Raw genomic sequence first — 23629 nt, 5'->3', positions numbered from 1 at the left:
AATAACCCAATTCAAATTTAAAAATATTCTACACGGATAGCTAAAATTGGTTATCCTAAGCGCGGATTTTTATTTAGAAAACGTGTAGCACATGGCACTTAAAGCAACGATTTATAAAGCAGACCTCAATATTGCAGATATGGATCATCACAATTACGGTGATTATCAATTGACGATGGCGCAGCATCCTTCAGAAACCATCGAGCGCTTAATGGTGCGTGTTTTGGCTTTTGCTCGCTATGCCGATGAGCAGCTCGAATTTACCAAAGATTTGTTTGAAGTGAATGAGCCTGCTTTGTGGCAGAAAGACTTAACAGGTCTGCTTGAAAAATGGATTGAAGTCGGTTGTCCTGATGAAGATAAAGTCAAAAAAGCCAGTGCGCGTTGTCAGCAGGTTGTTGTGATTGCTTATGGCAGTTCGGTGGATGAGTGGTATAAGCGCAATAGCAAACTTAAAACCTTAAAGAATGTAGAAGTTTGGCAGTTAACGGAAGAAACCACGACTGCAATTCAGGCTTTATGTGAGCGTACCATGCAGTTACAGCTCAACATTATGGATGGTGAATGGACGCTGATGAGTGATGCTGGTCAAGCAGTAGTTGAATGGATTAAGTTGCAGTAATTTTTGCGCTACTTGATGTGAAAGAAAGCTCCTGAGTTGGGGCTTTCTTTGTATAAAAATAAGAATGAAAACAAAGATCTGGGCGCTATTTTTATCTGGTAGATATTATGCGAAGATATTTGAAATAAAAGATAAAAACCAAGAGTGTATTCATGCAGCCATATAACAAAAACTTAAAACTTCCATCGCGTGATTTACGCAGCAATATGACTGATGCAGAACAATGGCTATGGCAAAGATTACGCCGTAAACAAATTTTAGGATTGCAGTTTTATCGTCAAAAGCCAATTCTTAATTTTATCGTGGATTTTTATTGTGCCGCAGTGAATTTGGTCATTGAGTGTGATGGTGGACAGCACTACACGGAAGATGGGCTTCTAGCAGATCAAATTCGAGATCAGGCTTTAAGTGAGTTAGGGCTTTTGGTGCTGAGGTTTAGTAACAGGAAGATTTTGACTGAAACTGATGCGGTGGTGGAGCAGATTTATTGGATTACGAAACAGAGGTTGGAATCCCCCTCTTGCGAAACGTAGTTTCTCACCTTTATAAAGTAAAAGGGGACTTTCCCACGAATTGAATGTAAATCTTGGACTCATGATGCTCCCTCCTTTTTAAAGGAGGGTTGGGGAGGATTATATTTTATTGAAATTTTTAAGAAAATTAGTAGGATGCTGATGAAAGCGAATATGGTTTTGGGATTTTAAATTCCGTTTTTTTTCTTTGAATGCTGGAACAATATAGCCCCATTCTGCATTTCTAGAGAAATATATGACATAGTCAATATCTGCATCTTCCCATTTATTTTCAACAACAATATTATCATTTGCAGAATCTAGGCTTTTGACTTGGATACGATATACAGTGCGTCCATCTAAAATTTGAATATCAGTTTTGGCGTATACATCCAAACTAGGCATACTTGCATCCCAGCCATCACTTAAGAGCCAAGAGAGTAGCAAATATTCATAAGAATGATTTTTGTATTGAGATAGGGTTTGTTCTTTAAGCGCAGTCTGACGAACAGGCATAAAAACTCCTTAAAGCTTTTAATGCCGTAAGTCGTTTTGGCTATCGATTCACGGATACATGGATTTGATATAACTCTTAATAAAACCATGCTTTTATTTAAGAGGCACTACTGCATTCCCTATGGAAAATGCCCAATTGATATCGGTTACCAAACCCTTATTAAATAGAATATCTCTATTTAATATTCATCAATATTCAGCTCTTATGAGTCTGTAGTGTCTGAATTCAGTTGAAAATATCTGATCTATAATTATTTGTCAAATTTTAATCCCTCCCAACCTCCCTTTGAAAAAGGGAGGAGCGGTCACGTAATTCATTTGATACGTAAAAGTTTCCCCTCCTTTTTAAAGGAGGGTTAGGGAGGATTCTGAATTAAGCAATCGAATCATCTAAATTCGGTGCTAACCAACGCTTCGCAACATCCAGTGACCAACCCTTACGTTTCGCATAATCCTCAAGCTGATCTTTCGAAATCTTGCCCACGTTAAAGTATTCACTTTCAGGGTGCGAGTAATAGAAACCACTCACAGAAGAAGGCGGCATCATGGCAAAGTGTTCAGTTAACTTGGTACCAATCTTCGCTTCAGAACCTAACCAGTCAAACAAAGCTGCTTTTTCAGAATGCTCAGGACAAGCAGGGTAGCCAGGTGCGGGACGAATCCCAACATACTTTTCTTTGATCAATTCTTCATTGCCCAAAGTTTCATCGGCTTTATAGCCCCAGAACTCTTTACGAATACGCTCGTGTAAGTGCTCTGCAAAAGCTTCGGCAAAACGGTCAGCCAATGATTGAACCAAAATCGCTGAGTAATCATCACCTTTGGCTTTGTATTCATTTGCCAACTCTTCCGCACCGAAAATCGACACGGTAAAGCCACCCAAATAATCTTGCTGATTTGTTGTCGGTTTAATATAGTCCGCCAAAGACAAGTTTGGTTTGCCTGTGACTTTGTCTGATTGCTGACGCAAATGTTCAAAAGTATGCGTTACGCTCTGACCTGCCTCATCAAACACGCTCACCGTATCTGCACCTGTACGCTGAGCAGGGTATAAACCAAACACTGCACGCGCATCGAAACGATTATTCTCGATAATGTCTTTGAGCATGGCTTGTGCTTGATTGTACAAATCAGTCGCTGCTTCACCAACCACTTCATCTTCTAAGATTTTCGGGAATTTACCCGCCAAGCTCCAAGCAATAAAGAATGGTGTCCAGTCAAAATACTGAACTAGCGTTGCTAATGGATAATTGGTGAGGACATGTGTACCTAAAGTATTTGGCTTGGGTGGCAAATAGTTGTTATCAATTTTAAAGCCATTTTTAACCGATTCTGCATAACTCAATTTTGCAGCTTTCGGCTGCTTATTGGCTAAACGCTCACGAACTTTGGCATATTCAGCACGATGTTCCGCGATAAAGTTTCCGCGCATTTCTTTCGACAGTAAGGTTGTTGCAACACCTACCGCACGAGATGCATCGGCGACATAAATCACAGCATCGTTTTGATATTGAGGTTCAATTTTCACTGCCGTGTGTGCTTTCGAAGTTGTTGCACCGCCAATCAAAAGCGGAATATCGAAGCCTTTGCGTTGCATTTCTTTGGCAACAAACACCATTTCATCCAGACTTGGAGTAATCAAGCCAGATAAACCAATGATGTCACATTTCTCATCAATCGCAGTTTGCAGAATTTTCTCGGCAGGCACCATCACGCCAAGGTCAACAATGTCATAACCGTTACAGCCTAATACGACACCTACAATATTTTTACCAATATCGTGTACATCACCTTTTACGGTAGCCATCAGGACTTTACCTTTTGACTCACCTGCACCTTTCTCTGCTTCAATGTACGGGTTGAGCCAAGCCACGGCTTGTTTCATGACACGTGCAGATTTTACCACCTGTGGCAGGAACATTTTTCCTGAACCAAACAGGTCACCAACTACGTTCATGCCATCCATCAGTGGGCCTTCGATCACATCGAGCGGACGTTTGGATTTTAAACGTGCTTCTTCAGTGTCTTGGTCAATATACGTGGTGATGCCTTTAACGAGGGCATATTCAAGACGCTTTTCAACGGATTCATTACGCCATTCAAGGTTTTCCGCTTCTTTGGCTGCACCACCTTGACCACGGAATTTCTCAGCGACTTCAAGCAGTTTTTCAGTCGCTTCGTTACCGCTTTCACCCTGATTACGGTTCAGAATGACGTCTTCAACAGCATCTTTGAGTTCTTTTGGAATGTCATCGTAAATCGCCATTTGTCCTGCGTTCACGATCCCCATGGTCATGCCTTGCTTGATGGCATAGTACAAGAACACCGAGTGAATTGCTTCACGGACAGGTTCATTGCCACGGAATGAGAACGATACGTTAGACACACCACCTGAAATCATGGCATTGGGTAGATTTTGTTTAATCCAGCCTGTGGCTTCAATAAAGTCCACGGCATAGTTATTGTGTTCTTCAATCCCTGTTGCGACAGCAAACACGTTCGGGTCAAAGATAATATCTTCAGATGGGTAGCCGACTTCGTTGACGAGAATGTCATAAGAACGCTTACAGATTTCACGTTTACGCGCTGCAGTATCGGCTTGTCCAGCTTCATCAAATGCCATGACGATAATTGCTGCACCATACTGACGGCATAGGCGAGCCTTATGCACAAACTCATCATAACCTTCTTTTAAGGAAATCGAGTTTACGACAGGTTTACCCTGAACGCATTTTAAGCCTGCTTCAATGATTTCCCATTTTGATGAGTCAATCATAATTGGCACACGTGAAATATCAGGCTCAGAGGCTACAAGGTTCAGGAAATGCACCATGGCATTTTCTGAATCAAGCATGCCTTCATCCATGTTAATGTCGATGATTTGTGCGCCTGCAACCACCTGTTGCTGAGCAACTTCGAGTGCTTCGGCAAACTTTTCTTCACGAATCAGGCGTAGGAATTTTTTCGACCCTGTGACGTTGGTACGTTCACCGACATTCACAAAAAGAGAGTCATCATAAATGTTAAATGGCTCTAAACCACTTAAACGGCACGCTGGAATGGTTTCAGGCACTTGGCGTGGCGGTAAGTCTTTTACTGCTTCATAAATGGCACGAATATGGGCAGGGGTTGTACCACAACAACCGCCCGCAATATTAATGATGCCACTTTCGGCAAACTCACGAATAAATGCCGCTGTTTGCGCCGCAGTTTCATCATAACCACCAAAGGCATTTGGTAAGCCTGCGTTTGGATGCGCAGAAATGTAGACATCTGCCACATCACTAATGGTTTTTACGTGTGGGCGCATGGCATCTGCACCGAGTGCACAGTTAAAGCCCACCGAAATCACATTGGCATGACGAATCGAGTTCCAGAACGCTTCTGCGGTTTGACCTGTCAGTGTACGGCCTGATGCATCGGTAATTGTTCCCGAAATCATGATCGGTAAACTACGACCTAACTGCTTGAACGCTTCTTCGACCGCAAAAATGGCGGCTTTACAGTTTAGGGTATCGAACACGGTTTCAATGAGGATGATGTCCGCACCGCCTTCAATTAACGCCAGTGTTGCTTCAATATAGTTATCTTTCAGCGCATCGAAGGTAATGTTACGAAAGGCAGGGTTGTTGACGTCTGGAGAAATCGAACAGGTGCGAGATGTTGGCCCAAGTACCCCAGCCACAAAACGCGGTTTGTCAGGTGTTGAGTATTTTTCACAGGCCAGTTTGGCAAGACGTGCTGCTTCACGGTTAATTTCGGGAACAAGGTGTTCCATGTGGTAGTCCGACATGGATACACGCGTTCCGTTGAAACTGTTAGTTTCAATAATGTCAGCGCCTGCTTCAAGGTAAGCTTCATGGATACCTTGAATAATCTGAGGTTGAGTCAGAACCAGTAAGTCGTTGTTGCCTTTTAAGTCATGTTCCCAGTCGGCAAAGCGCTCACCTCGATAATCTTGTTCCTGTAATTTATGTTGCTGGATCATGGTACCCATAGCACCATCGAGCATCATAATACGTTGAGAAAGAATCCGTTTTAAAGTGTTGAGTGTAGACATACACAGCCTTATATAGCAGAGGGCAACAGCGAGAAAATGAGGTTATTATACTCAGAATTGATGTTTTTTGAGCAAAAATAGCCATTTTAATCATATTGGTTTCTTATAAGCTTTATTTATTCAACTTTTATATAGCATTTAAAAGTAAAGCAATCGGCTGATCGAAGTGATGCGGACTGAAAAAATCGCTGTGATTTTTTCATCATTTTGCAATATTTCTATGGCAAATTGATATCCGTTGAAGAATGGATGTATGTGCAGCCCAGAAGTGTAATTGAACTAAAATAGAGCGAATATGAATTGATTGGCTCAAAATAAATCAAAAATGCAAAAATTGATTTTTCTGTGAAAGGGAATGTCATATAATTGTCATAATTTAAATGAAGAATAAGGGGACTTTTTGATCCTCTTTACATGACTGCATGAATTCGAATATTCCCTCTGCGCAAAAGTCAGTACACTCTGATTCAACCAAATCAAAAAATGTACATGCACCGACTCCCAAGTTTTTTATGCCTGTACTTTTAACGGTCATTATTGCGACTTTAATTTATATTGGTTTTCAAGTCAGTGCTGATTTGGCACACGTTCCGCCGTTAAATTTATATTCAGTAATTTTACTTTCAACCGCATTGCTTATTGCATTGGGGTTCGAATTTGTGAATGGCTTCCATGATACTGCCAATGCAGTTGCAACCGTCATCTATACCAATGCATTGCCTGCACCTGTTGCAGTGATGTGGTCAGGGTTCTGTAACTTTATTGGTGTAATGCTGGCGAGTGGTGCTGTTGCTTACGGCATTATTGCATTATTGCCTGTTGAGTTGATTATGAATGTCAACAGCGGTGCTGGTTTTGCCATGGTATTTGCACTCCTTATTGCAGCAATTATCTGGAATCTTGGAACATGGTTCTGGGGGATTCCAGCATCAAGTTCACACTCTTTAATTGGTTCAATTATTGGTGTGGGTTTAATGAACCACTTTTTAAATGCATCAACTAGTGCAAGTGGTATTGATATGTCCCAACTAATTAAAGTTGGTAAAGCATTATTGTTTTCTCCTTTAATTGGTTTTGCCTTTGCAGCTATTGTTTTCATTTTGGTAAAAGTGGTGTTTAAACGCCAGTTAAGCCTTTTTGATGCGCCAAATGGTCATACGCCGCCACCACCAATTGTCCGCGCTTTGCTTATTTTTACCTGTACTGGGGTAAGTTTTGCGCATGGTTCAAACGATGGTCAAAAAGGTATGGGCTTGATTATGCTGATTTTGGTGGGTTTAGTACCACTTGCATATTCACTCAACAAAAATTTAGACAGTAATCAAGTGGTTCAGTTTACTCAGTTATCTCAGCAAACTGCACCAGTATTGGCGAATAACTATGCCAATATTGAAGATGAAAAAGCCCGTTTTATTTTGACGCAATATATTCAAAATAAAAAAGTCACACCTGAAGTTTTACCTGCGTTGGCAAGTACAACATATCATTTGGGTCAGGAGTTGGCTCAATACAAATCATTGAAAGACATTCCTGAACAACAAGTCGGTGAAATTCGCAATGAAATGTATTTGAATACCAGCGCCTTGAAAAATCTTGATAAAGCAGATGCTTTACCAAAATTAAATGATGCTGATAAGAAAACTGTAAAAGCGTATCAAAAGAGCCTCGATAGTTTCCTACAATACATTCCAACATGGGTAAAAGTTGCGGTTGCTTTGGCACTTGGTCTAGGAACAATGGTAGGCTGGAAACGTATTGTGGTGACTGTTGGTGAGCGTATTGGTAAAAACCATATGACCTATGCACAAGGTATGGCAGCTGAACTGGTGGCAATGAGTACCATTGCAGCAGCAGATGGCTTTGGTTTACCCGTTTCTACGACACACGTGTTAAACAGTGCGGTTGCAGGGACGATGGTTGCCAATAAATCTGGCTTACAGTGGGTGACGATTCGTAATATTATTTCAGCTTGGGTTCTAACTTTACCAGCCACTATCTGTCTGTCAGCAGGTTTATACTGGTTGTTCTTGCATTTTGTATAAGTTTAAACAAACCAAGATTTGAATAAAAAAAGCTTTGCCACGGCAAAGCTTTTTTTATGGTGAATTTCTAGAGCGGCATGATCAGATCAGTCACATGGCTGAAATGTATTTGCATCATCAGCCGAGTTTTATTTTTTATTGATCGGGAATTTATCTGCCACTAAGCCATAAATCGCGGCAAAGGGAAGCGCACTACGCACAAGATAAGCTGCATTCCACATACCGCCATGATTTGCACCATGCATGAGTAACTCTAACGGATGATCTAGATCATTTTTAGGGTTGGCAAGTGCCTTTGGATTACGCAGGTCATGAATCCACTTGGCTGCCATTAAGGCATTGGTCGTTTCAGGTTCGAAAGCTTCTACATTAAATAAATGAGCACCGTTAAACGCTGCACGAAGCAACGGATTTTTAGTGACTGAATGAGTTGTTGTGGATGGTGCAATATTGATACAGACATGTTGGCCTTGTTCACGTGCCATAATTGCTCGCCATTGCTGAATGCGTTTTGCCAGAGCATAGTTCGGACCTTGTTCAAGTACCAAGCAATCTGCAATTGCATAGTCTTTACCATTGTTAGAATGATACAACTGGCGAGAATGGGGTTTTAGAAAATAGCGAATACTTAAGTTGGAGACGCCTTTCGCCAAAAGCTTTTCGATGGTTGAGCGTTCATGTGCTTTTTGCACTTGTTGGTCAACGATATGTTTTGGAACAGCATATACATCGGTTGGAGTGCACATGAACATGAGCGTTGAGTCAGGTTTTTGTTCGCTGACATATTGCATAATCGCATCCATCGCCATAGCTACTCTGACATGTTTTTCACCATCGAGATAAGCAATTGCAGCAAGGTTTAACTGCTGCGGCATTTGTGCCAGCCAACCCGCGATTTCAGGCGTTTGCGTCAGTAGGTTTGCTCCGAGCTTATGTACTAATTCATGCTTTGATGCATTATGGTCTACAAACTCTTGGCTTGGTGCAATCAAGGTGGCATTGCCTTGTTCAATGGTATTTAAAATACGTGACCAGACATGTTCATTGGGTAAGTCAATTGCAACAATTTTGGCTTTCCATTTGCTGAGCCATGTTAACGGGCCGGCTTCTGAACCTGCGCCAAAAAGAACCATTGTATAGTCTGATAGATCCAACCATTCGGGATGTGCCTGAACTTCTCTAAGGGCTTGCGCATGGCCTGCTTCAATAATGCCTTTTTGTTCCCATAGGGTAATTTGATTGAGTAGGGCTTGGCCTCGCAGTTCTTGCCCATGATATGGAACATGCCACTCAGGTGCATGCTGACTTTGCCCTTTGATGGTGACGGTGTGCAGATTTTGAATGTGAGGTACTCGCATAAAATCTTTGAGCAAGTGACACTGATGATCACGGATAAACACAAATAGCTGATGTGCTTTATGTAAGCCCTGACTGGCAATTTTGAATGGATTGTCCTGATACAAAATACCGTGGCGTACCAACCCTTTAAAATAATGAGGATAACGCTTGCGCCAGTTTTTTTCTTTAAGTACCTGCTGTGACAGCTTGTTGTCAACCAAAGCCAATGCTTCAGAGATAATCTGTTTGCCAGTGTGTGAAGTGCTCGCATGATGAGTTTGCGGAGCAAATGGAAATTGTAATCCTTCAGGAGCAGACATTGCTTTATCCTTGTTTTCAGTCACAGCTATCATGATTCATTATGTATGCCTACAGCATAAATTATCTAGCATAAATGATCAAAATTGCTAAAAAATGTAGCTTTCTTTAGAAAAATGGCACGTTTTGGATTTGTCTCAAAAAATAACCAAGCACGGCTGGATTCACTAAAATTGTCACCACAACACCATAGAGCGCCCCCCATAGATGTGCACTATGATTGATGTGACTACCTTGGCGTCTACTTGACCAAATGCTGTAACCAACATACAGAACAGCAAATAAAATGGCAGGCATTGGCACAAAGAAAACCAGAATCAGGCTCCAAGGTTTAAATAAGATATAAGCAAAGAGTACAGCCGAAACAGCACCAGAAGCACCTAGACTTGCCCATTGATAATCATTTTTATGTTTCAAGTAGCTTGGCAAAATACTGAAAATCAGTGCGCCAAAATAAAAAAGCACGAAGCCCATATTGTCGAGGTACTGACGGTAAAATTGTTCGATCACGCTCCCAAAGAAAAACAGGGTAATCATGTTAAACAGTACATGAGCGCCATCGGCATGAACAAATCCATGTGCGAAAAAGCGGTCATATTGACCCTGTTGAATGGCGGGTGGCCAAAAGATTAAACGATTCATAACCTGCTGCTTGGAGAAAGCCAGCATAGAGATCGCAACAGTAATAATAATTAAGGTGATTGTATGGTTAAAAGGTAAATGTAACATAAGAGTTTTCGCTTATTCCGACCAGATTTCGCAGCTTGGATATGCGAGTGATAAAAAGAATTCCGACAATTTTAGTTGATTTTTCTCAATTCCCCCATATCTTCAGTTAAAATATAGTCTTCTTATAGAGGAAAAACGTTATGTCGACTGAGAACATCAGCACTAAAGTGACAGACGCAGAGGAAATTCCAAATTTATTGATTACTCCTTCTGCTCAAGAGTATTTACGTGATTTATTGGAAAAACAAAATACTCCAGGCATTGGTGTTCGTGTTTTTGTAGAAAATCCAGGAACTCCACGAGCTGAATGCTGTATGGCATATAGCGCGCCAGATGAAGTAATTCCGACAGACTATAAACAAGATTATCCAGATTTTCCTGCATTTGTAGATAGCCCATCGATTCCGTATTTACGTGATGCTGTAATCGACTATAACAAAGATCGCTTTGGTGGTCAGCTAACTTTCCGTGCACCAAACTCAAAAGTACCACGTGTTGGTCCAGATGCTTCGATTGAAGAGCGTATTATTTACATCTTGCAATCAGAAATTAATCCAGGATTAGCGGGTCATGGCGGTAACTGTTCTTTGGTTGAAGTACAAGAAGATGCTGAGCATGGCTTAACTGCTGTCTTGAAATTTGGTGGTGGTTGTCAAGGTTGCTCGGCAATTGATGTGACGTTAAAACAAGGTGTTGAAACAACATTACGTGAACAGATTCCTGAATTGCAACGTGTAGTTGACCAAACTGACCATACACAAGCTGAAGGTGCTTATTTTAAATAAGTTCTTTTAGTCATAAAAAACCTCCACACTTGATGGAGGTTTTTTTATTTTAGTGGCATATTTTTTAATCTAGACTATTAGCCCACTTTCTATTAAGGGTTATCAAACGCCAAGATTTGACGTGTCGACTCAGCATAATAAAAACGTTCCAAGAAACCACGAGCACGTTGTCTTAAATAGCCTGTTTGAATGGCTTGTTCCATTACCGCATTGAATAATGGCTGTAACTGTTGCATCAACAAACTTTCATTAATATTCAGATCACGCAGTAGTTGGCTAAAATTGCGTTCTTGATTACGGACATACCATGTGTACAAACCATCATGTAATTGCTGTTTTAAATAGTCGGTTTGGCGTAAATGATTCCAGACCTCATGTGCAAGCCCAACAGTGTGAGGAAGATCATCAAGCACAATATATTTTTTAAATACACTTAGCGGCGAGGTTTTGACTTTGTGCCACAAGTTTGCCTGAAAATGATAGAGCTTTTCATCATCAAAATGCTGGTTGAGTACCTGTTCACTAAGTTGACTTAATTTAACGATATTCTTCTGTAAATAATAGGCCACAGTTTGTTCGAATCGAGAATCTGTCACGCTTTCAAAAACTGATTTTCCCATTTTCATAAAGCGACCGACAGTGGGTACACGTTTGCCCATGCTATGCTCAAAATAATCTTCTAAAGCTTGCTGAATGAGCTGGGAAATCATGGCAGAAAATGCAGGATGATGGACAACACTATGAATTAACTTGTGACGATGTTCAGTTTTGCTTGCGACATATTGAGCAATTTTGTCAATGGTCATCACATCGAAGATATCTGCAATTTTTGTGTGTTCATTGATGTCATGAACCAGTGCAAAGCGAATGTGTTCAACACACTGCTCAACAAAAAATGCGCTTAACTGGTTTTTGAGTAGTTGTTGTTCCAGTAAGTTAAATAAACTTTGAAAGTCCCATAGGTTTTGTAATTTTTGTTCTGTAAACCAATGAAAAAACGTCTGAACTTCGTTGGGTAGATTTGCCGATGAGGAAAATTCCTGCTCTAGAAAATCGAGGTGAGCTTCAATTAATTGCTCGATACGAGGATGCGCAGCAGTTGCAGTCATAGACAGTCAAAATCAACAAGGAAAGCATTCAGTATACCTTGTCTAAAAAAACAGATGTTAGTGATAGCGTTGTGAAATAATAAAAATCTGATCGTAAAAAAGATAAATGACAGTTTAAATTGTACAAAATCTGTCATAAAGAGGATGGTTTTAGTCAGTGACAATAGACCTGCACAGTTTTAGAATGTCATTGATTTTTCAATTTAAAGCGAATGGGAAATAACATGTTAACGGCACAAGAAGCCCTAGAGCGTTTAAAACAAGGTAACGAGCGTTTTGTGAATGGGAAATCCTCGATTCCAGACCTCGTTTCACAAGAACATCGTCAACAACTGACTGCAGACCAAAACCCGTTTGCGATTATTTTAGGTTGCTCTGACTCACGTGTCCCAGCTGAAATCGTATTCGATCAGGGCTTGGGTGATTTATTTGTGATTCGTGTAGCAGGGAACATTGTTGCACCGTCTCAAGTCGGTAGCGTAGAGTTTGCAGCAGAACGTTATGACTGTGCAGTTGTGGTAGTTTTAGGTCATAGTCACTGTGGTGCAGTACAAGCAACCATAGATACATTAATGAACCCAGAGAACCCACCATCAAACAACTTGATGTCAATTGTAAACCGAGTTCGCCCATCCGTTGAAATCTTGATGCAGACGGAGCTGAAACACGATCTTTGCAAACTTTCAGAACATGCAGTTCGTTCAAACGTATTTGCATCTGTGAATCAATTGCGTCATGGTTCTGCTGTGTTAGAGACTTTGATTGCAAAAGGCAAAATGATTGTTGTGGGTGCTGAGTACTCACTCGAAACAGGCAAGGTTGAATTTTTTGATTTCTAATCATGAAAATCAACTTTGAAAAAAGGCGCATATTGCGCCTTTTTTATTTGTCTGCTTATTTGAGGTTGGATCGGATGAACGGGTAGGCGTTATCTAACAAGATGCCTTGTGCTTTTGCATTGGGGTGAACCAAGTCTTTTTGCATGAGCTGATTGTTACCCGCAATGCCTTGCATGAAAAATGGCAGGAGTTGAATTTTGTATTTTTGGCTGACCACACGATAACTCTGTTCAAAGGCTGAACTATACGCCGTGCCGTAGTTTGGCGGAATTTTCATACCAAGGAGAATGACTTTGGCATGGGCTTGTTGACTCAGTTGAAGCATTTTCCCTAAATTTTGCTGTACGATTTGTGGTGGTTGTCCTCGTAGACCATCATTTCCCCCTAACTCCAAAATAACAAGATCGGGACGATACGTTTTTAAAGCTAAAGGTAAGCGAGCGAGTCCGCCTGAAGTAGTTTCGCCACTGACACTTGCATTGACCACTTTGTGTTTTTTCGGGTACTGTTGATCAAGACGTTTTTGTAATAAATGAACCCAACCTTGTTGTGGGTTTAAACCATAACCAGCACTAATACTATCACCATACACCATAATGGTTTTTGCCATAGCTTCATGTGTACCGAATATGCCCATGCCAATGAATGCAAGTACTGAAACATAAACCTTGTGTTTATTGTTTTGCATTTGGCTTGTCCTATGATTTTTTATGGATGTTTTGCATCATGCCACAACCGATTCTGCGCGCCCAGCATTTAGCTCAGCAAATTCAATTTCAAAACAAAACAATGCATATTTTACAAGATATTCAGCTTGAAATTTTTGCAGGGGAACAGGTTGCTATTACGGGGCGTTCGGGTTCAGGCAAGTCGACATTGCTCGGTCTATTGGCAACATTAGATCAGGCGAGTTCAGGACAGCTTTGGTTATGTGGCGAACCTTTGCATGAGTTGAATGAAGAACAACGAGCAGCTTTACGGTTACAGCATACAGGCTTTGTTTTTCAGTCTTTCCAGTTACTCAATCATTTGTCTGCTTTAGAAAATGTATTGTTGCCGTTACGGTTACAGCCTAATTTTAATTATGCTCAGGCAGTCATTAAAGCCAAAAAATTACTACAACAAGTTGGCTTGGAACGGCAAATTGAACAAACGCCACAGGTTTTGTCGGGTGGGGAGCAACAGCGTGTTGCGATTGCACGGGCACTGGTCACTGAACCCAAAATCATCTTTGCCGATGAACCAACAGGCAATCTGGATGAATATACGGCACATGAAGTTGAGGAGTTGTTGTTTCGGCTCAATCGGGAAATGGGCGTGACTTTGGTTGTGGTTACGCATGATATGGATTTGGCATCGCAATGTCAGCGACATTTTATTTTACATGATGGTCGGCTGAGTGAGCAGCAGGTGCCAGCATGAATCATTTAATCAAACCGCTGTTACAGCAAAGCTTTCGCAGTCATGGCGTATGGCTGCTGATTGTTGCATTAAGTTTGGCAATTTGTGCGACAACTGCGCTTAAGTTTAGCAATGGACAGATTCAACAAGCCATTTTATTGCAAGCGGCACAGTTAATTGGTGGAGATTTGGTGGTGACTGATACCAAACCACTTGCCAATGATTATGCGAGGCAGGCGGAGCAACTCAAGTTACAGCAATCACAAGTGACCGTGTTTAGCAGTATGGCACATACACAAGACCAGTTTGTGATGGTGACTGTTAAGGCGATTGATCAGGCATTTCCGTTACGGAGTCGTTTGGATATTCGTCCAGCAGCAAAGCAGATTAAAACAGGAGAGGTTTGGCTGAGTCAGCGTGCTCAAGACTTGCTGCATGTCAAATTGGGTGATTCAGTTTTTATTGCCGATGCAAAATTCAAATTTACAGGGTTAATTGTACAAGATAGTAATCAGGAAATGGGTTTTTCAGGATTTTCGCCAACAGTCATTATTCATCAGCAAGATGTGGCGCGTACCCATGCAATTCAAGTTGGGAGTCGTATCGAATATCGGTTGTTGCTGGCGGGTCAAGCTCAAGCTGTAGTAGATTATCAACACTGGTTTAACCTGAAAAATCCCAAAGCCACAGATTCACAATCAAATGCAACCAATGCCGACAATAATCTTCAATTAAGAACAGCCAAACAGGGCAATACCCGACTGTTAAAACCGATTGAAAATCTGGAAACCTTTTTACAGCTCACTAATTTATTAACGATTTTGTTGTGTGGAGTCGCGATTGCTTTGTCGAGTCGTCGCTATGTACAACAGACTCAAGATCAGATTGCCTTGCTACGCTGTTTGGGCGCAAGTCAACGACAAATCATTGGTGCGATTGCGATTCTACTGTTGATTGTGATGGTGATTGCTTCAGGCATCGGAAGTGTCTTGGGTGGATTGCTCGGCATGGGATTGTTGCAGCTTATGCAGCAATTTGTACCGAGCCTGAATATTCAGATTGAATTGCTGAGCAGTATTTTACAACCTTTACCGATTGGCTTTTTGACCAGTGCAATTGTCTTGCTTGGTTTTATTTTTCCCAATATTTATCAGTTATTGCAGACTCCACCGATTCAGGTGATTCGTCAAGTACCGACATTTGGGCGTGTCTATATTTGGACATTTTTTACAGGTTTGGGCAGTCTGATTGTGTTTAGTGTCTTGCTGACTCATGCGATTCAACTGACTTTGTGGGTGCTTTTGAGTGTCTGTGCGGTGAGTATATTGATGTATGGCATTTTATGGCTGGTATTGCGTGGGATAAAAAGCAGTCAAAGCAATCTGGCTATGTATGTCCGTGTACCGTATCAGACTGCTCTACAAATGACTGCATTGGCATTGGGGGTGAGCTTAATGTCAGTCCTGATTGTACTGCGGACAGATTTGCTCTCCCGTTGGCAGCAGGAGTTGCCAGCAGATACACCGAATCAGTTTATCTATGGTTTGCCGCCAATGGATAAAGCGAGCTTTGAGCAACAGCTTGCCGCGTATGGTTGGCAAAGTACACCATTATATCCGAATGTACGTGGACGTTTAATTGCACATAATGGACAGGCATTTACTCCAGAACAAATTTCTCAAAATAACAGCTTACGCCGTGAATTGAATTTAACCCAATCTAATCGTTACCCAGCCGATAATGTGATTACGCAAGGGGCTGCTCCGTTGGTACATGCGGGTGATGTATCTGTTGAAGAAAAAACGGCACAGAGTTTAGGAATCAAAGTTGGAGATCAGCTAACTTTTGCTTTAGCTGAAGGTGAGTTAAAGACCAAAGTGGTGAATTTAAGACAGGTAGAATGGCAAAGTTTTAGTCCCAATTTCTTCTTTATTTTTGCGCCAAAAACCTTGGATGAAAATGCAGGCAGTTACTTGTCGAGTTTCTATGTGCCACCTCAAGATAAAGCCAAGTTATTACAATTGATACAGCAACATAACACCACAGTCTTTATTGATGTCGGGATGATTCTGGATCAGATTAAGCACTTGATTAATGTGATGGTTCAAGTCGTGACGTTGCTTGCAATTTTGGTGGCTGTGTCGGGCATTTTGGTGTTGTTGGCTTGTCTGAATTTGTTAATGGATGAACGTAAAAAAGAGGTTGCATTATTGCGTGCTTTTGGTAGCTCTCAAGGACAAATCAAGACGATGCTTACCCGTGAATTTGCCATGATTGGAGTACTCTCGGGACTGGTTGCATGTCTGTTTGCTGAGGTCATAAGTGCCATAGCCAGTCATAAATTACAGCTTAGCATGCAACTGCATTTTGGATTGTGGCTGAGCCTTCCGATCGGTATGGCCGCTTTATCCGCTGTTGTAGGGCGTTATCGGTTGAGTTATTTAACACGGATTACGCCACTGAAAAGTTTACGTGAACAAAGCTGATTAAACAGGCATATCAAATTGTTTGAGAATGATGTTCCATAAAGGAATTAGACCTGTTTGGATTAAATGCTGACAGTACATATAGCTGGCAATCAAGATCGCAATACCGATGCCCAAGCCGAGTAAGCTTCCTAAGGTGTTGCGATTTTTTAGATGATAACGATACCAAACCAATGCTTGTATGATTCCCAAGATTGCACCACCTAAATGGGCAGCATTATTAATGTTGGGAATCAGCATCCCTAAGGTAAGATTTAGCCCCATAATCAACAGTAAACTGCGTTTGACTAAGATGAAGGGCAGATTAGGTAAACTTGGAAATAAAGACAAAATGGTTAAGGCACTGCCTAAGCCCATAATTGCACCAGATGCGCCTGCATTGACACTGGGCAGTAAGCTGGTATTGGCAGTTTGTAAATACAGATAACTGTCATGAATGTTGACCCAACTACTGAGCAAGTTACCTGCCAGTCCGCAGCACAGATACACAATTAAAAAGTAGAAATGCCCAAAAATCTGCTCAGCCAGTTTTCCAAAAATATATAGTGCCCACATGTTGAGGGCCAAATGCAGAAAACCAAAATGAAAAAACATACTGGTAAATAGACGAGCAGGCTCTCTTAAAAAACTGAGTGGTGCAAAATCAGCCCCCCACGTTAAAGCAGCATCAATACTCGGTTGACTTGGATCAACGCCCGTTGCAATTTGCCACAGATACAATCCCACATTAATCGCAATCAGTGTTGCTGTGACCCACCACAGTTGGACATCGAGTTTGCTGGAATAAAACGAGGGTTGTTGCGTGTCAGACATGATATGCTGTGTCGATTTTTAAAAACTCAGCTTAACATATTGGGTAAGATCGGGAGTAGTTGCACATTATGAAAACATTGTTCATGCGTATTTTAATGATTTTTATGACTTTGTTTATGATTGTACAACTTTGGATCTTTGCGAGTTTATTCTGGTGGCGAACGCATCCTGTTGAAAGAAGCATGTTTATGCGGATTGATGCATGGCAATATCCCGATGAAACCTTGCAGCATAAATGGCGTGATTACGACCAAATCAGCAATCAATTTAAGCATGCGGTGGTCGCGGCTGAAGATGGTAAATTTTTACATCATCATGGCTTTGACTTCGAAGGTATGCAAGTTGCATTGGAACGTAATGAAAAAGCCGATGAAATTGTGGCAGGTGGATCAACAATTTCCCAGCAACTGGCTAAAAACTTATTTCTGTTCAATCAGCGTTCTTTCTTACGTAAAGGGCAAGAAGCCATTGCCACTTTTATGATGGAGCGTATGTGGTCTAAAGAGCGGATTTTAGAGGTCTACATGAACTCGGTTGAACTTGGCGCAAATATTTATGGTGTTGAAGCGGCTTCTCGTCATTATTTTCATAAAAGCAGTAAAACTCTGACCCGAGAACAGGCGATTTTCTTGGCTGCGTTATTACCAAATCCGCGTTATTATCAAGACCATCCTCAAGATGAAAAATTCAGATACCGTAAACGTTTCATTGCCAAATATATTCGTTATAGCCAAATTCCTGAATAGACATTTTCATTTGCATAGTTTATGTTCAAAATTTATGAAATTGTCATAAATATGCAGCATACTGCTTAAATAACATGAAAAAACACGTATGGAACAACATATGAACACCGAAGTATCTCCTGCGACGACCTCTACAGCAACTAAGACTGTGACGGCCGCAGATTATGCTTATAACGATCGATATATTAATCGTGAATTATCAATTTTAGATTTTCATTTGCGGGTGCTTGAACAGGCTGTAGACCCATTGCACCCTTTATTAGAACGTTTAAACTTCTTACTCATTTTTTCGCGTAACCTTGATGAGTTTTTTGAAATTCGTGTTGCAGGGGTCATGGAACAATTAACCACATTGGGTAATGAAAGTCATAGTCCAGATGGTTTGACACCTAAGCAAGTTTTAGATCAGATTTCAAAAACGGCGCATGCTGCAATTGAACGTCAGTACCGTATTTTAAATGATGAAATTTTGCCGCGACTCCGTGAGGAAGATATCTGCTTTTTGCGCCGTGGTGAGTTAACACCTGCACAAACGGCTTGGGTAAAAAAATATTTTCAGGAACAAGTTGCACCAGTCCTGACACCGATTAGCCTTGATCCTGCACATCCATTCCCGCGTTTGGTCAACAAAAGTCTTAACTTTATTGTGACGCTAGAAGGTAAAGATGCCTTTGGTCGTCAGATTGATTTAGCAGTTGTTCCTGCGCCACGTTCCTTACCGCGCGTTGTTCGTTTACCTGATGAGTTGACCGATGGGAAAGAGCATCATGTCATGCTATCGGCGATTATTCATGAGCATGTGTCTGATTTGTTCCCTGGTATGACTGCGACAGGGTGCTATCAGTTCCGTGTGACTCGAAATGCAGACTTGGCACTCAATGAAGATGTCGATGATTTAGCAAAAGCACTCAAAGGCGAATTAAGCTCACGTCGTTTTGGTCGTGCAGTGCGCTTGGAAGTGACAGAGAACTGTCCAAGACAGATTTATGAATATTTGCTCAATGAGTTTGAACTGGATGAAGATCAACTTTATAAAGTCGAAGGCCCTGTCAATTTAGCGCGTTTGTTGTCGAACTTTAAACGCCCTCATTTAAAATATGATGCGTTTACACCTGTTATTCCAAAAGTATTGACCAAGTCGGAAAATGTTTTTGCTGCTATGCGTAAGCAAGACATTTTGTTGCATCATCCGTTTGAATCATTTGCGCCAGTCATTTCTTTGTTGCGTGAAGCTGCACGTGATCCACAAGTATTGGCGATTAAACAAACTTTATACCGAAGTGGGGCTGGTTCTGAGATTGTTCAGGTTTTAGCTGAAGCTGCACGTAATGGTAAGGAAGTAACAGCAGTCATTGAGCTCCGTGCGCGTTTCGATGAAGAGTCAAACATTGAAGTAGCCAATGTCTTGCAAGAAGCAGGTGCAGTGGTTGTGTATGGTATTGTGGGATATAAAACGCATGCCAAAATGATTCTGGTGGTACGCCGTGAAAACAACAAGCTTGTGCGTTATGCACACTTGGGAACGGGGAATTACCATGCAGGCAATGCCCGCATCTATACGGACTACGGTTTACTCACGACTGACAAAGAACTGTGTGAAGATGTGCATCGTATTTTCCAAGAATTGACAGGTATGGGTAAAATGGCAAAGCTGAAAAAGCTATTGCACGCGCCATTTACCTTACATAGTCACTTGGTGAGTTGTATTGATGATGAAATTGCCGCAGCCAAAGCAGGCAAAGAAGCGCGCATCATTATCAAAGTGAATGCCTTAACCGAAGTTCAGTTGATTAATAAACTGTATGAAGCTTCTCAAGCGGGTGTGCAAATTGATCTGATTATTCGTTCAATCTGCTGTTTACGCCCAGGTTTACCAGGCTTGTCGGAAAATATTCGAGTACGTTCAATTGTGGGGCGTTTCCTTGAACATACGCGCGTTTATTATTTTGCCAATCAAGGTAATGCGCGAATTTACTGTTCAAGTGCGGACTGGATGAACCGTAACTTGTTTAACCGTGTAGAAGCATGCTTCCCAATAGAAGATCCTGTATTACGTAAACGCATTTACCAGTCTGGGTTGCTCAATTACTTACAGGACAACCAGCAAGCATGGGCTTTGCAAGGTGATGGAACATGGGTACGTGTCCAGCCAGCAGCAGGTGAGCCTTTGTATAATGCTCAACAAACCTTATTGGAATCATTCCGCTAATAAAAAAGGGTCGATACGACCCTTTTTTATGCTTGGGTAACTTGAAATTGGGTGTTAAAAAGCCAGTTGTTTGATTTAACAATATTTTCTGTAGAAACTGACTTGACCTTAGTGGATATCACCCTTAAAATCCTGCTCATATTCTCCAATAGCTCAGTCGGTAGAGCGACGGACTGTTAATCCGCAGGTCCCTGGTTCGAGCCCAGGTTGGAGAGCCAAGATTTTAAAAAGCCATACAATCATGTATGGCTTTTTTATATCTAAAAAATAGAAAACTTGCCTAGATTTATGTGATCAGACATCGAAAAATTAAAGCGGCTTTTTGCTTTAAATAGAAATATTAACTGACGAAATTACTGCATCATTTGGCATTCTGTGGTTAAATGCCATCACATTTTATTGTATTTACTTCATGAAGGAAGAAATCATGCGCGCGTACAATTTCTGTGCTGGCCCTGCAGCATTACCAACCGCTGTTTTAGAACAAGCTCAAAGCGAGCTACTAGATTGGCATGGTAAGGGCGTTTCCATCATGGAAATGAGCCACCGTAGTAAAGATTATGTAGCGGTTGCGGAAAAAGCGGAAGCTGACTTACGCAAACTCATGAATATTCCTGAAAACTATAAAGTCTTGTTTTTACAAGGCGGTGCAACATTACAATTTTCAGCGATTCCGTTGAATCTTTTGGGTAAAAATAACCAAGCTGATTATATCCATACAGGCATCTGGTCAGAAAAAGCCATCAAAGAAGCTCAGCGTTATGGCAATGTCAATGTCATTGAAGCGGGCACACAAATTGATGGCAAAACAGCAATCACTGATTCTAAAACTTGGCAGTTCTCTGACAACGCAGCATATGTGCATTACTGTGAAAATGAAACGATTGGTGGTTTACAGTTTGACCATATTCCAGAAACTAAAGCGCCTTTAGTTGCTGACTTGTCTTCAAGCATTTTGTCTGCACCAATTGATGTGACTAAGTTTGGTTTAATCTATGCAGGTGCACAAAAAAATATCGGGCCTGCTGGTTTAACATTAGTGATTGTTCGTGAAGATTTACTAGATCAAGCAAAACCAGAAATTCCAAGTTTGTTGAAATATTCTGCACAAGCGAAGAATGAGTCAATGGTGAATACGCCTGCAACTTATGCATGGTATTTATCTGGTTTGGTATTTGAATGGTTACTTGAGCATGGTGGTGTGCCTGCAATGCATCAAATTAACCTGAAAAAAGCTGAATTGTTATATGGTTATATCGACTCAAGCGAGTTCTACAATAACCCGATTGCAGTCGCGAATCGTTCATTGATGAACGTACCATTTACATTGGCAGACAGTAACTTAGATAAATTGTTCTTGCAAGAAGCTGAAGCGAATCATTTATTGAACTTGGCTGGTCACCGTTCTGTGGGTGGTATGCGTGCAAGTATTTACAATGCTGTTCCATTTGAAGGTGTGCAGGCATTGGTGAACTTCATGGACGACTTTGCTAAACGTAACGGCTAATCTGAATGATCAGTGAATAAATAAAAACCTCATCAAATGATGAGGTTTTTTTATATTTAAGTTATCTGGTGTAGAAAAAAACCCAGCAAAAACATACCAAGAAAGAAAAAACAGACTGAACCAAAATCAATTTTTAGTCTTGGTTGGCTATGGTGTGGCAGCATATTCGAGGTCTGTTGTTGTGTAATTTTCATAAGACTGTAGTCCAAATTGTTTTAGACCATACCCTATATAGTATTATTTTTTACTTTTAGCATAAATATTCGCCTGAATCCAGATGTTACCTCGAATATATTGCCCAATCTCAAAATTCATATAGTCTGGATTGCGACTCGCAATACGAATAAGCGTCGCTTCTTCGTTATCTTCAAGCAATAAAGTCACATCGTACAATACGTAATTTTCGTTCATGCATGTGGTTTGTGTTTTGCCAACAATTTTACCTTGGAACCATGCTTCATCTTCTTGACCTATGGTTTCACCATATAGATATGCAACCATTTGAGAAAAATCTACGGTGACAGGCAGTTTGTCATCTTCTGTTTTTGGCTGCCAAGCATCAATAAGTTCTTGTATGTTACTTGGTGCAATGCCGTTATGCTCAGCCAAAATATCATTTAAAGCACGGTGATGTTTAATTGAAGCGGGGTCATCTACAATAATTTGTTCATGCTCATTGACCTGTTCAAGTTCATACGCCCACGCATTCAACTGCACGCAATAATCTTGATCTTTTGCATAATGCCCTTGATTGACGCTGTAAAGATTGTCAAAAGCATACACAGTGGCATTGTGTCCGATATTTAAACGCAAAACAGCCTGTGTATTGGATTTACACGAAATAATGCGCTCAATTTTTGCAGTTGTTTTATATGGGCTTTCAAAAATTGGAAATGCAGTTTTGACACATTTAGGTTTGTTATTTTCGACGGCAACCACTTGGGAAAACTGGATTGCTGCATGGTTTGGGCCTTGAATCAGCCAAGTACCAGCATCCATTTCATCTTCGTTTGCACATAAGCCCATTGGCATGATCGGCGAATCAAGTGCTTGACCTAACCAGCGAGGAACAGTTTGTGTCGGATCATCTGTCAGTAAGCTCCAATGCTCAATATGACTTCCAAAGTTCTGGTCATCAACAGTAATTGTATCTGGTCTATTATTTTGCATATTCATAAGCACAGTTGCAGTGGTTCTGTTTATATTTATCGAGGGTAATACGTTATTTTTCAAGTCATCGCTGAGATTTTTTATAAGTTACATACAATTTTTACAGTAGGATGTATAAAAAATAGAAAGCTGACCGAAAGGTCAAAGCATCACAGCAGTGTCATGTAGAATTTGATAAACTACGGGCAAATTAAAGAACTGATGGACAACTGTGACAAATTTTAAACTTTGGGTAGATGCCGATGCATTACCTAAAATTTTGCGAGAAATTATTTTTAGAGCATCTGATCGTTACCTACTTGATGTAATTTTTGTGGCAAATCAGCCTTTAGGTATAGCGCCCTCTGTGCGAATTAAATCATTACAAGTGATGAGTGGTGCGGATCAGGCTGACCAAGAAATTGTGAAACAGATGACGGCACACGAT

At 41.0% G+C, this 23629-nt stretch carries 19 protein-coding genes and 1 tRNA gene; 12 read left to right on the top strand and 8 right to left on the bottom strand.

The window, feature by feature from the left end:
• The first annotated feature begins 91 nt into the window (after positions 1 to 91).
• On the top strand, positions 92 to 622 hold the full coding sequence (locus C1A47_RS14325; protein ID WP_111895701.1) for a YaeQ family protein: 531 nt from the start codon (positions 92 to 94) through the stop codon (positions 620 to 622).
• Positions 623 to 774: 152 nt separating this feature from the next.
• On the top strand, positions 775 to 1155 hold the full coding sequence (locus C1A47_RS14320; protein ID WP_111895700.1) for an endonuclease domain-containing protein: 381 nt from the start codon (positions 775 to 777) through the stop codon (positions 1153 to 1155).
• A gap of 99 nt (positions 1156 to 1254) precedes the next feature.
• Here C1A47_RS14320 and C1A47_RS14315 read toward each other — a convergent pair whose 3' ends face one another.
• Both C1A47_RS14315 and metH read right to left on the bottom strand, forming a co-directional pair.
• Complete coding sequence (locus C1A47_RS14315) at positions 1255 to 1650, bottom strand: hypothetical protein (RefSeq protein WP_111895699.1); 396 nt, start codon at positions 1648 to 1650, stop codon at positions 1255 to 1257.
• Between the two features lie 373 nt (positions 1651 to 2023).
• The gene (gene metH, locus C1A47_RS14310; RefSeq protein WP_111895698.1) at positions 2024 to 5710 is read right to left on the bottom strand and encodes a methionine synthase; all 3687 of its coding nucleotides are present in this window, start codon (positions 5708 to 5710) and stop codon (positions 2024 to 2026) included.
• Positions 5711 to 6132: 422 nt separating this feature from the next.
• Between metH and C1A47_RS14305 the strand changes: the two genes are divergently transcribed.
• Entirely contained in the window at positions 6133 to 7752 is a 1620-nt protein-coding gene (locus tag C1A47_RS14305; protein WP_111895697.1) for an inorganic phosphate transporter, read from the top strand.
• 128 nt (positions 7753 to 7880) lie between these two features.
• Here the strand turns inward: C1A47_RS14305 and C1A47_RS14300 are convergent, their stop codons facing one another.
• On the bottom strand, positions 7881 to 9410 hold the full coding sequence (locus C1A47_RS14300; protein ID WP_111895696.1) for a hypothetical protein: 1530 nt from the start codon (positions 9408 to 9410) through the stop codon (positions 7881 to 7883).
• 106 nt (positions 9411 to 9516) lie between these two features.
• Complete coding sequence (locus tag C1A47_RS14295; RefSeq protein ID WP_111895695.1) at positions 9517 to 10137, bottom strand: rhomboid family intramembrane serine protease; 621 nt, start codon at positions 10135 to 10137, stop codon at positions 9517 to 9519.
• A gap of 140 nt (positions 10138 to 10277) precedes the next feature.
• On the opposite strand from C1A47_RS14295, the gene nfuA reads away from it, so the two are divergent.
• Complete coding sequence (gene nfuA / locus C1A47_RS14290; RefSeq protein WP_111895694.1) at positions 10278 to 10922, top strand: Fe-S biogenesis protein NfuA; 645 nt, start codon at positions 10278 to 10280, stop codon at positions 10920 to 10922.
• A 92-nt stretch (positions 10923 to 11014) separates the two neighbouring features.
• On the opposite strand, the gene C1A47_RS14285 is transcribed toward nfuA, so the two are convergent.
• Positions 11015 to 12031: a hypothetical protein gene (locus tag C1A47_RS14285; RefSeq protein WP_111895693.1), complete on the bottom strand. Its 1017-nt coding sequence runs from the start codon at positions 12029 to 12031 to the stop codon at positions 11015 to 11017.
• Positions 12032 to 12255: 224 nt separating this feature from the next.
• Between C1A47_RS14285 and C1A47_RS14280 the strand changes: the two genes are divergently transcribed.
• Positions 12256 to 12870, top strand: a complete 615-nt coding sequence (locus C1A47_RS14280; RefSeq protein WP_111895692.1) for a carbonic anhydrase — start codon at positions 12256 to 12258, stop codon at positions 12868 to 12870.
• A 55-nt stretch (positions 12871 to 12925) separates the two neighbouring features.
• On the opposite strand, the gene C1A47_RS14275 is transcribed toward C1A47_RS14280, so the two are convergent.
• Positions 12926 to 13507 carry an arylesterase gene (locus C1A47_RS14275; protein WP_227539793.1) on the bottom strand — a complete coding sequence of 194 codons (582 nt, stop codon included), beginning with the start codon at positions 13505 to 13507 and terminating at the stop codon, positions 12926 to 12928.
• A gap of 89 nt (positions 13508 to 13596) precedes the next feature.
• Here C1A47_RS14275 and C1A47_RS14270 point away from each other — a divergent pair, with 89 nt between their 5' ends.
• Positions 13597 to 14292, top strand: a complete 696-nt coding sequence (locus tag C1A47_RS14270; protein ID WP_111895690.1) for an ABC transporter ATP-binding protein — start codon at positions 13597 to 13599, stop codon at positions 14290 to 14292.
• Positions 14289 to 16757 (top strand): ABC transporter permease, encoded by a 2469-nt coding sequence (locus tag C1A47_RS14265; protein WP_111895689.1) that lies wholly within the window; start codon positions 14289 to 14291, stop codon positions 16755 to 16757. Before C1A47_RS14270 ends, C1A47_RS14265 begins: the two co-directional genes overlap by 4 nt.
• Here the strand turns inward: C1A47_RS14265 and C1A47_RS14260 are convergent, their stop codons facing one another.
• The gene (locus C1A47_RS14260; protein WP_111895688.1) at positions 16758 to 17570 is read right to left on the bottom strand and encodes a rhomboid family intramembrane serine protease; all 813 of its coding nucleotides are present in this window, start codon (positions 17568 to 17570) and stop codon (positions 16758 to 16760) included. It abuts the gene before it with no gap.
• Positions 17571 to 17638: 68 nt separating this feature from the next.
• Here C1A47_RS14260 and mtgA point away from each other — a divergent pair, with 68 nt between their 5' ends.
• The 4 genes from mtgA to serC all read left to right on the top strand — a co-directional run bounded on the left by mtgA (position 17639) and on the right by serC (position 22032).
• Positions 17639 to 18316 (top strand): monofunctional biosynthetic peptidoglycan transglycosylase, encoded by a 678-nt coding sequence (mtgA, locus tag C1A47_RS14255; RefSeq protein ID WP_111895687.1) that lies wholly within the window; start codon positions 17639 to 17641, stop codon positions 18314 to 18316.
• Between the two features lie 100 nt (positions 18317 to 18416).
• A complete protein-coding gene (gene ppk1, locus C1A47_RS14250; RefSeq protein WP_111895732.1) occupies positions 18417 to 20525 on the top strand; it encodes a polyphosphate kinase 1 in 2109 nt (702 codons plus the stop codon).
• A gap of 142 nt (positions 20526 to 20667) precedes the next feature.
• A tRNA-Asn gene (locus C1A47_RS14245) sits at positions 20668 to 20743 on the top strand.
• A gap of 209 nt (positions 20744 to 20952) precedes the next feature.
• Complete coding sequence (gene serC / locus C1A47_RS14240) at positions 20953 to 22032, top strand: 3-phosphoserine/phosphohydroxythreonine transaminase (protein WP_111895686.1); 1080 nt, start codon at positions 20953 to 20955, stop codon at positions 22030 to 22032.
• A gap of 237 nt (positions 22033 to 22269) precedes the next feature.
• Here the strand turns inward: serC and C1A47_RS14235 are convergent, their stop codons facing one another.
• Positions 22270 to 23208, bottom strand: coding sequence for a hypothetical protein (locus tag C1A47_RS14235; RefSeq protein ID WP_111895685.1), 939 nt, complete (start codon positions 23206 to 23208; stop codon positions 22270 to 22272).
• A 205-nt stretch (positions 23209 to 23413) separates the two neighbouring features.
• On the opposite strand from C1A47_RS14235, the gene C1A47_RS14230 reads away from it, so the two are divergent.
• Positions 23414 to 23629 (top strand): DUF188 domain-containing protein (locus C1A47_RS14230; protein WP_171294398.1); only part of this gene is annotated, 216 nt, incomplete at its 3' end.

This window comes from Acinetobacter sp. MB5 (genome assembly GCF_003261585.1).
Classification (GTDB): domain Bacteria; phylum Pseudomonadota; class Gammaproteobacteria; order Pseudomonadales; family Moraxellaceae; genus Acinetobacter.
The sequence above is the reverse complement of the archived record's forward strand: the minus strand, read 5'-3'. Positions and strand labels throughout refer to the sequence as shown.

Coding starts and splice junctions, on each gene's coding strand:
- C1A47_RS14325 (WP_111895701.1), top strand. CDS start 92: ATGGCACTTAAAGCAACGATTTATAAAGCAGACCTCAATATTGCAGAT.
- C1A47_RS14320 (WP_111895700.1), top strand. CDS start 775: ATGCAGCCATATAACAAAAACTTAAAACTTCCATCGCGTGATTTACGC.
- C1A47_RS14315 (WP_111895699.1), bottom strand. CDS start 1,650: ATGCCTGTTCGTCAGACTGCGCTTAAAGAACAAACCCTATCTCAATAC.
- metH (WP_111895698.1), bottom strand. CDS start 5,710: ATGTCTACACTCAACACTTTAAAACGGATTCTTTCTCAACGTATTATG.
- C1A47_RS14305 (WP_111895697.1), top strand. CDS start 6,133: ATGAATTCGAATATTCCCTCTGCGCAAAAGTCAGTACACTCTGATTCA.
- C1A47_RS14300 (WP_111895696.1), bottom strand. CDS start 9,410: ATGTCTGCTCCTGAAGGATTACAATTTCCATTTGCTCCGCAAACTCAT.
- C1A47_RS14295 (WP_111895695.1), bottom strand. CDS start 10,137: ATGTTACATTTACCTTTTAACCATACAATCACCTTAATTATTATTACT.
- nfuA (WP_111895694.1), top strand. CDS start 10,278: ATGTCGACTGAGAACATCAGCACTAAAGTGACAGACGCAGAGGAAATT.
- C1A47_RS14285 (WP_111895693.1), bottom strand. CDS start 12,031: ATGACTGCAACTGCTGCGCATCCTCGTATCGAGCAATTAATTGAAGCT.
- C1A47_RS14280 (WP_111895692.1), top strand. CDS start 12,256: ATGTTAACGGCACAAGAAGCCCTAGAGCGTTTAAAACAAGGTAACGAG.
- C1A47_RS14275 (WP_227539793.1), bottom strand. CDS start 13,507: ATGGGCATATTCGGTACACATGAAGCTATGGCAAAAACCATTATGGTG.
- C1A47_RS14270 (WP_111895690.1), top strand. CDS start 13,597: ATGCCACAACCGATTCTGCGCGCCCAGCATTTAGCTCAGCAAATTCAA.
- C1A47_RS14265 (WP_111895689.1), top strand. CDS start 14,289: ATGAATCATTTAATCAAACCGCTGTTACAGCAAAGCTTTCGCAGTCAT.
- C1A47_RS14260 (WP_111895688.1), bottom strand. CDS start 17,570: ATGTCTGACACGCAACAACCCTCGTTTTATTCCAGCAAACTCGATGTC.
- mtgA (WP_111895687.1), top strand. CDS start 17,639: ATGAAAACATTGTTCATGCGTATTTTAATGATTTTTATGACTTTGTTT.
- ppk1 (WP_111895732.1), top strand. CDS start 18,417: ATGAACACCGAAGTATCTCCTGCGACGACCTCTACAGCAACTAAGACT.
- serC (WP_111895686.1), top strand. CDS start 20,953: ATGCGCGCGTACAATTTCTGTGCTGGCCCTGCAGCATTACCAACCGCT.
- C1A47_RS14235 (WP_111895685.1), bottom strand. CDS start 23,208: ATGAATATGCAAAATAATAGACCAGATACAATTACTGTTGATGACCAG.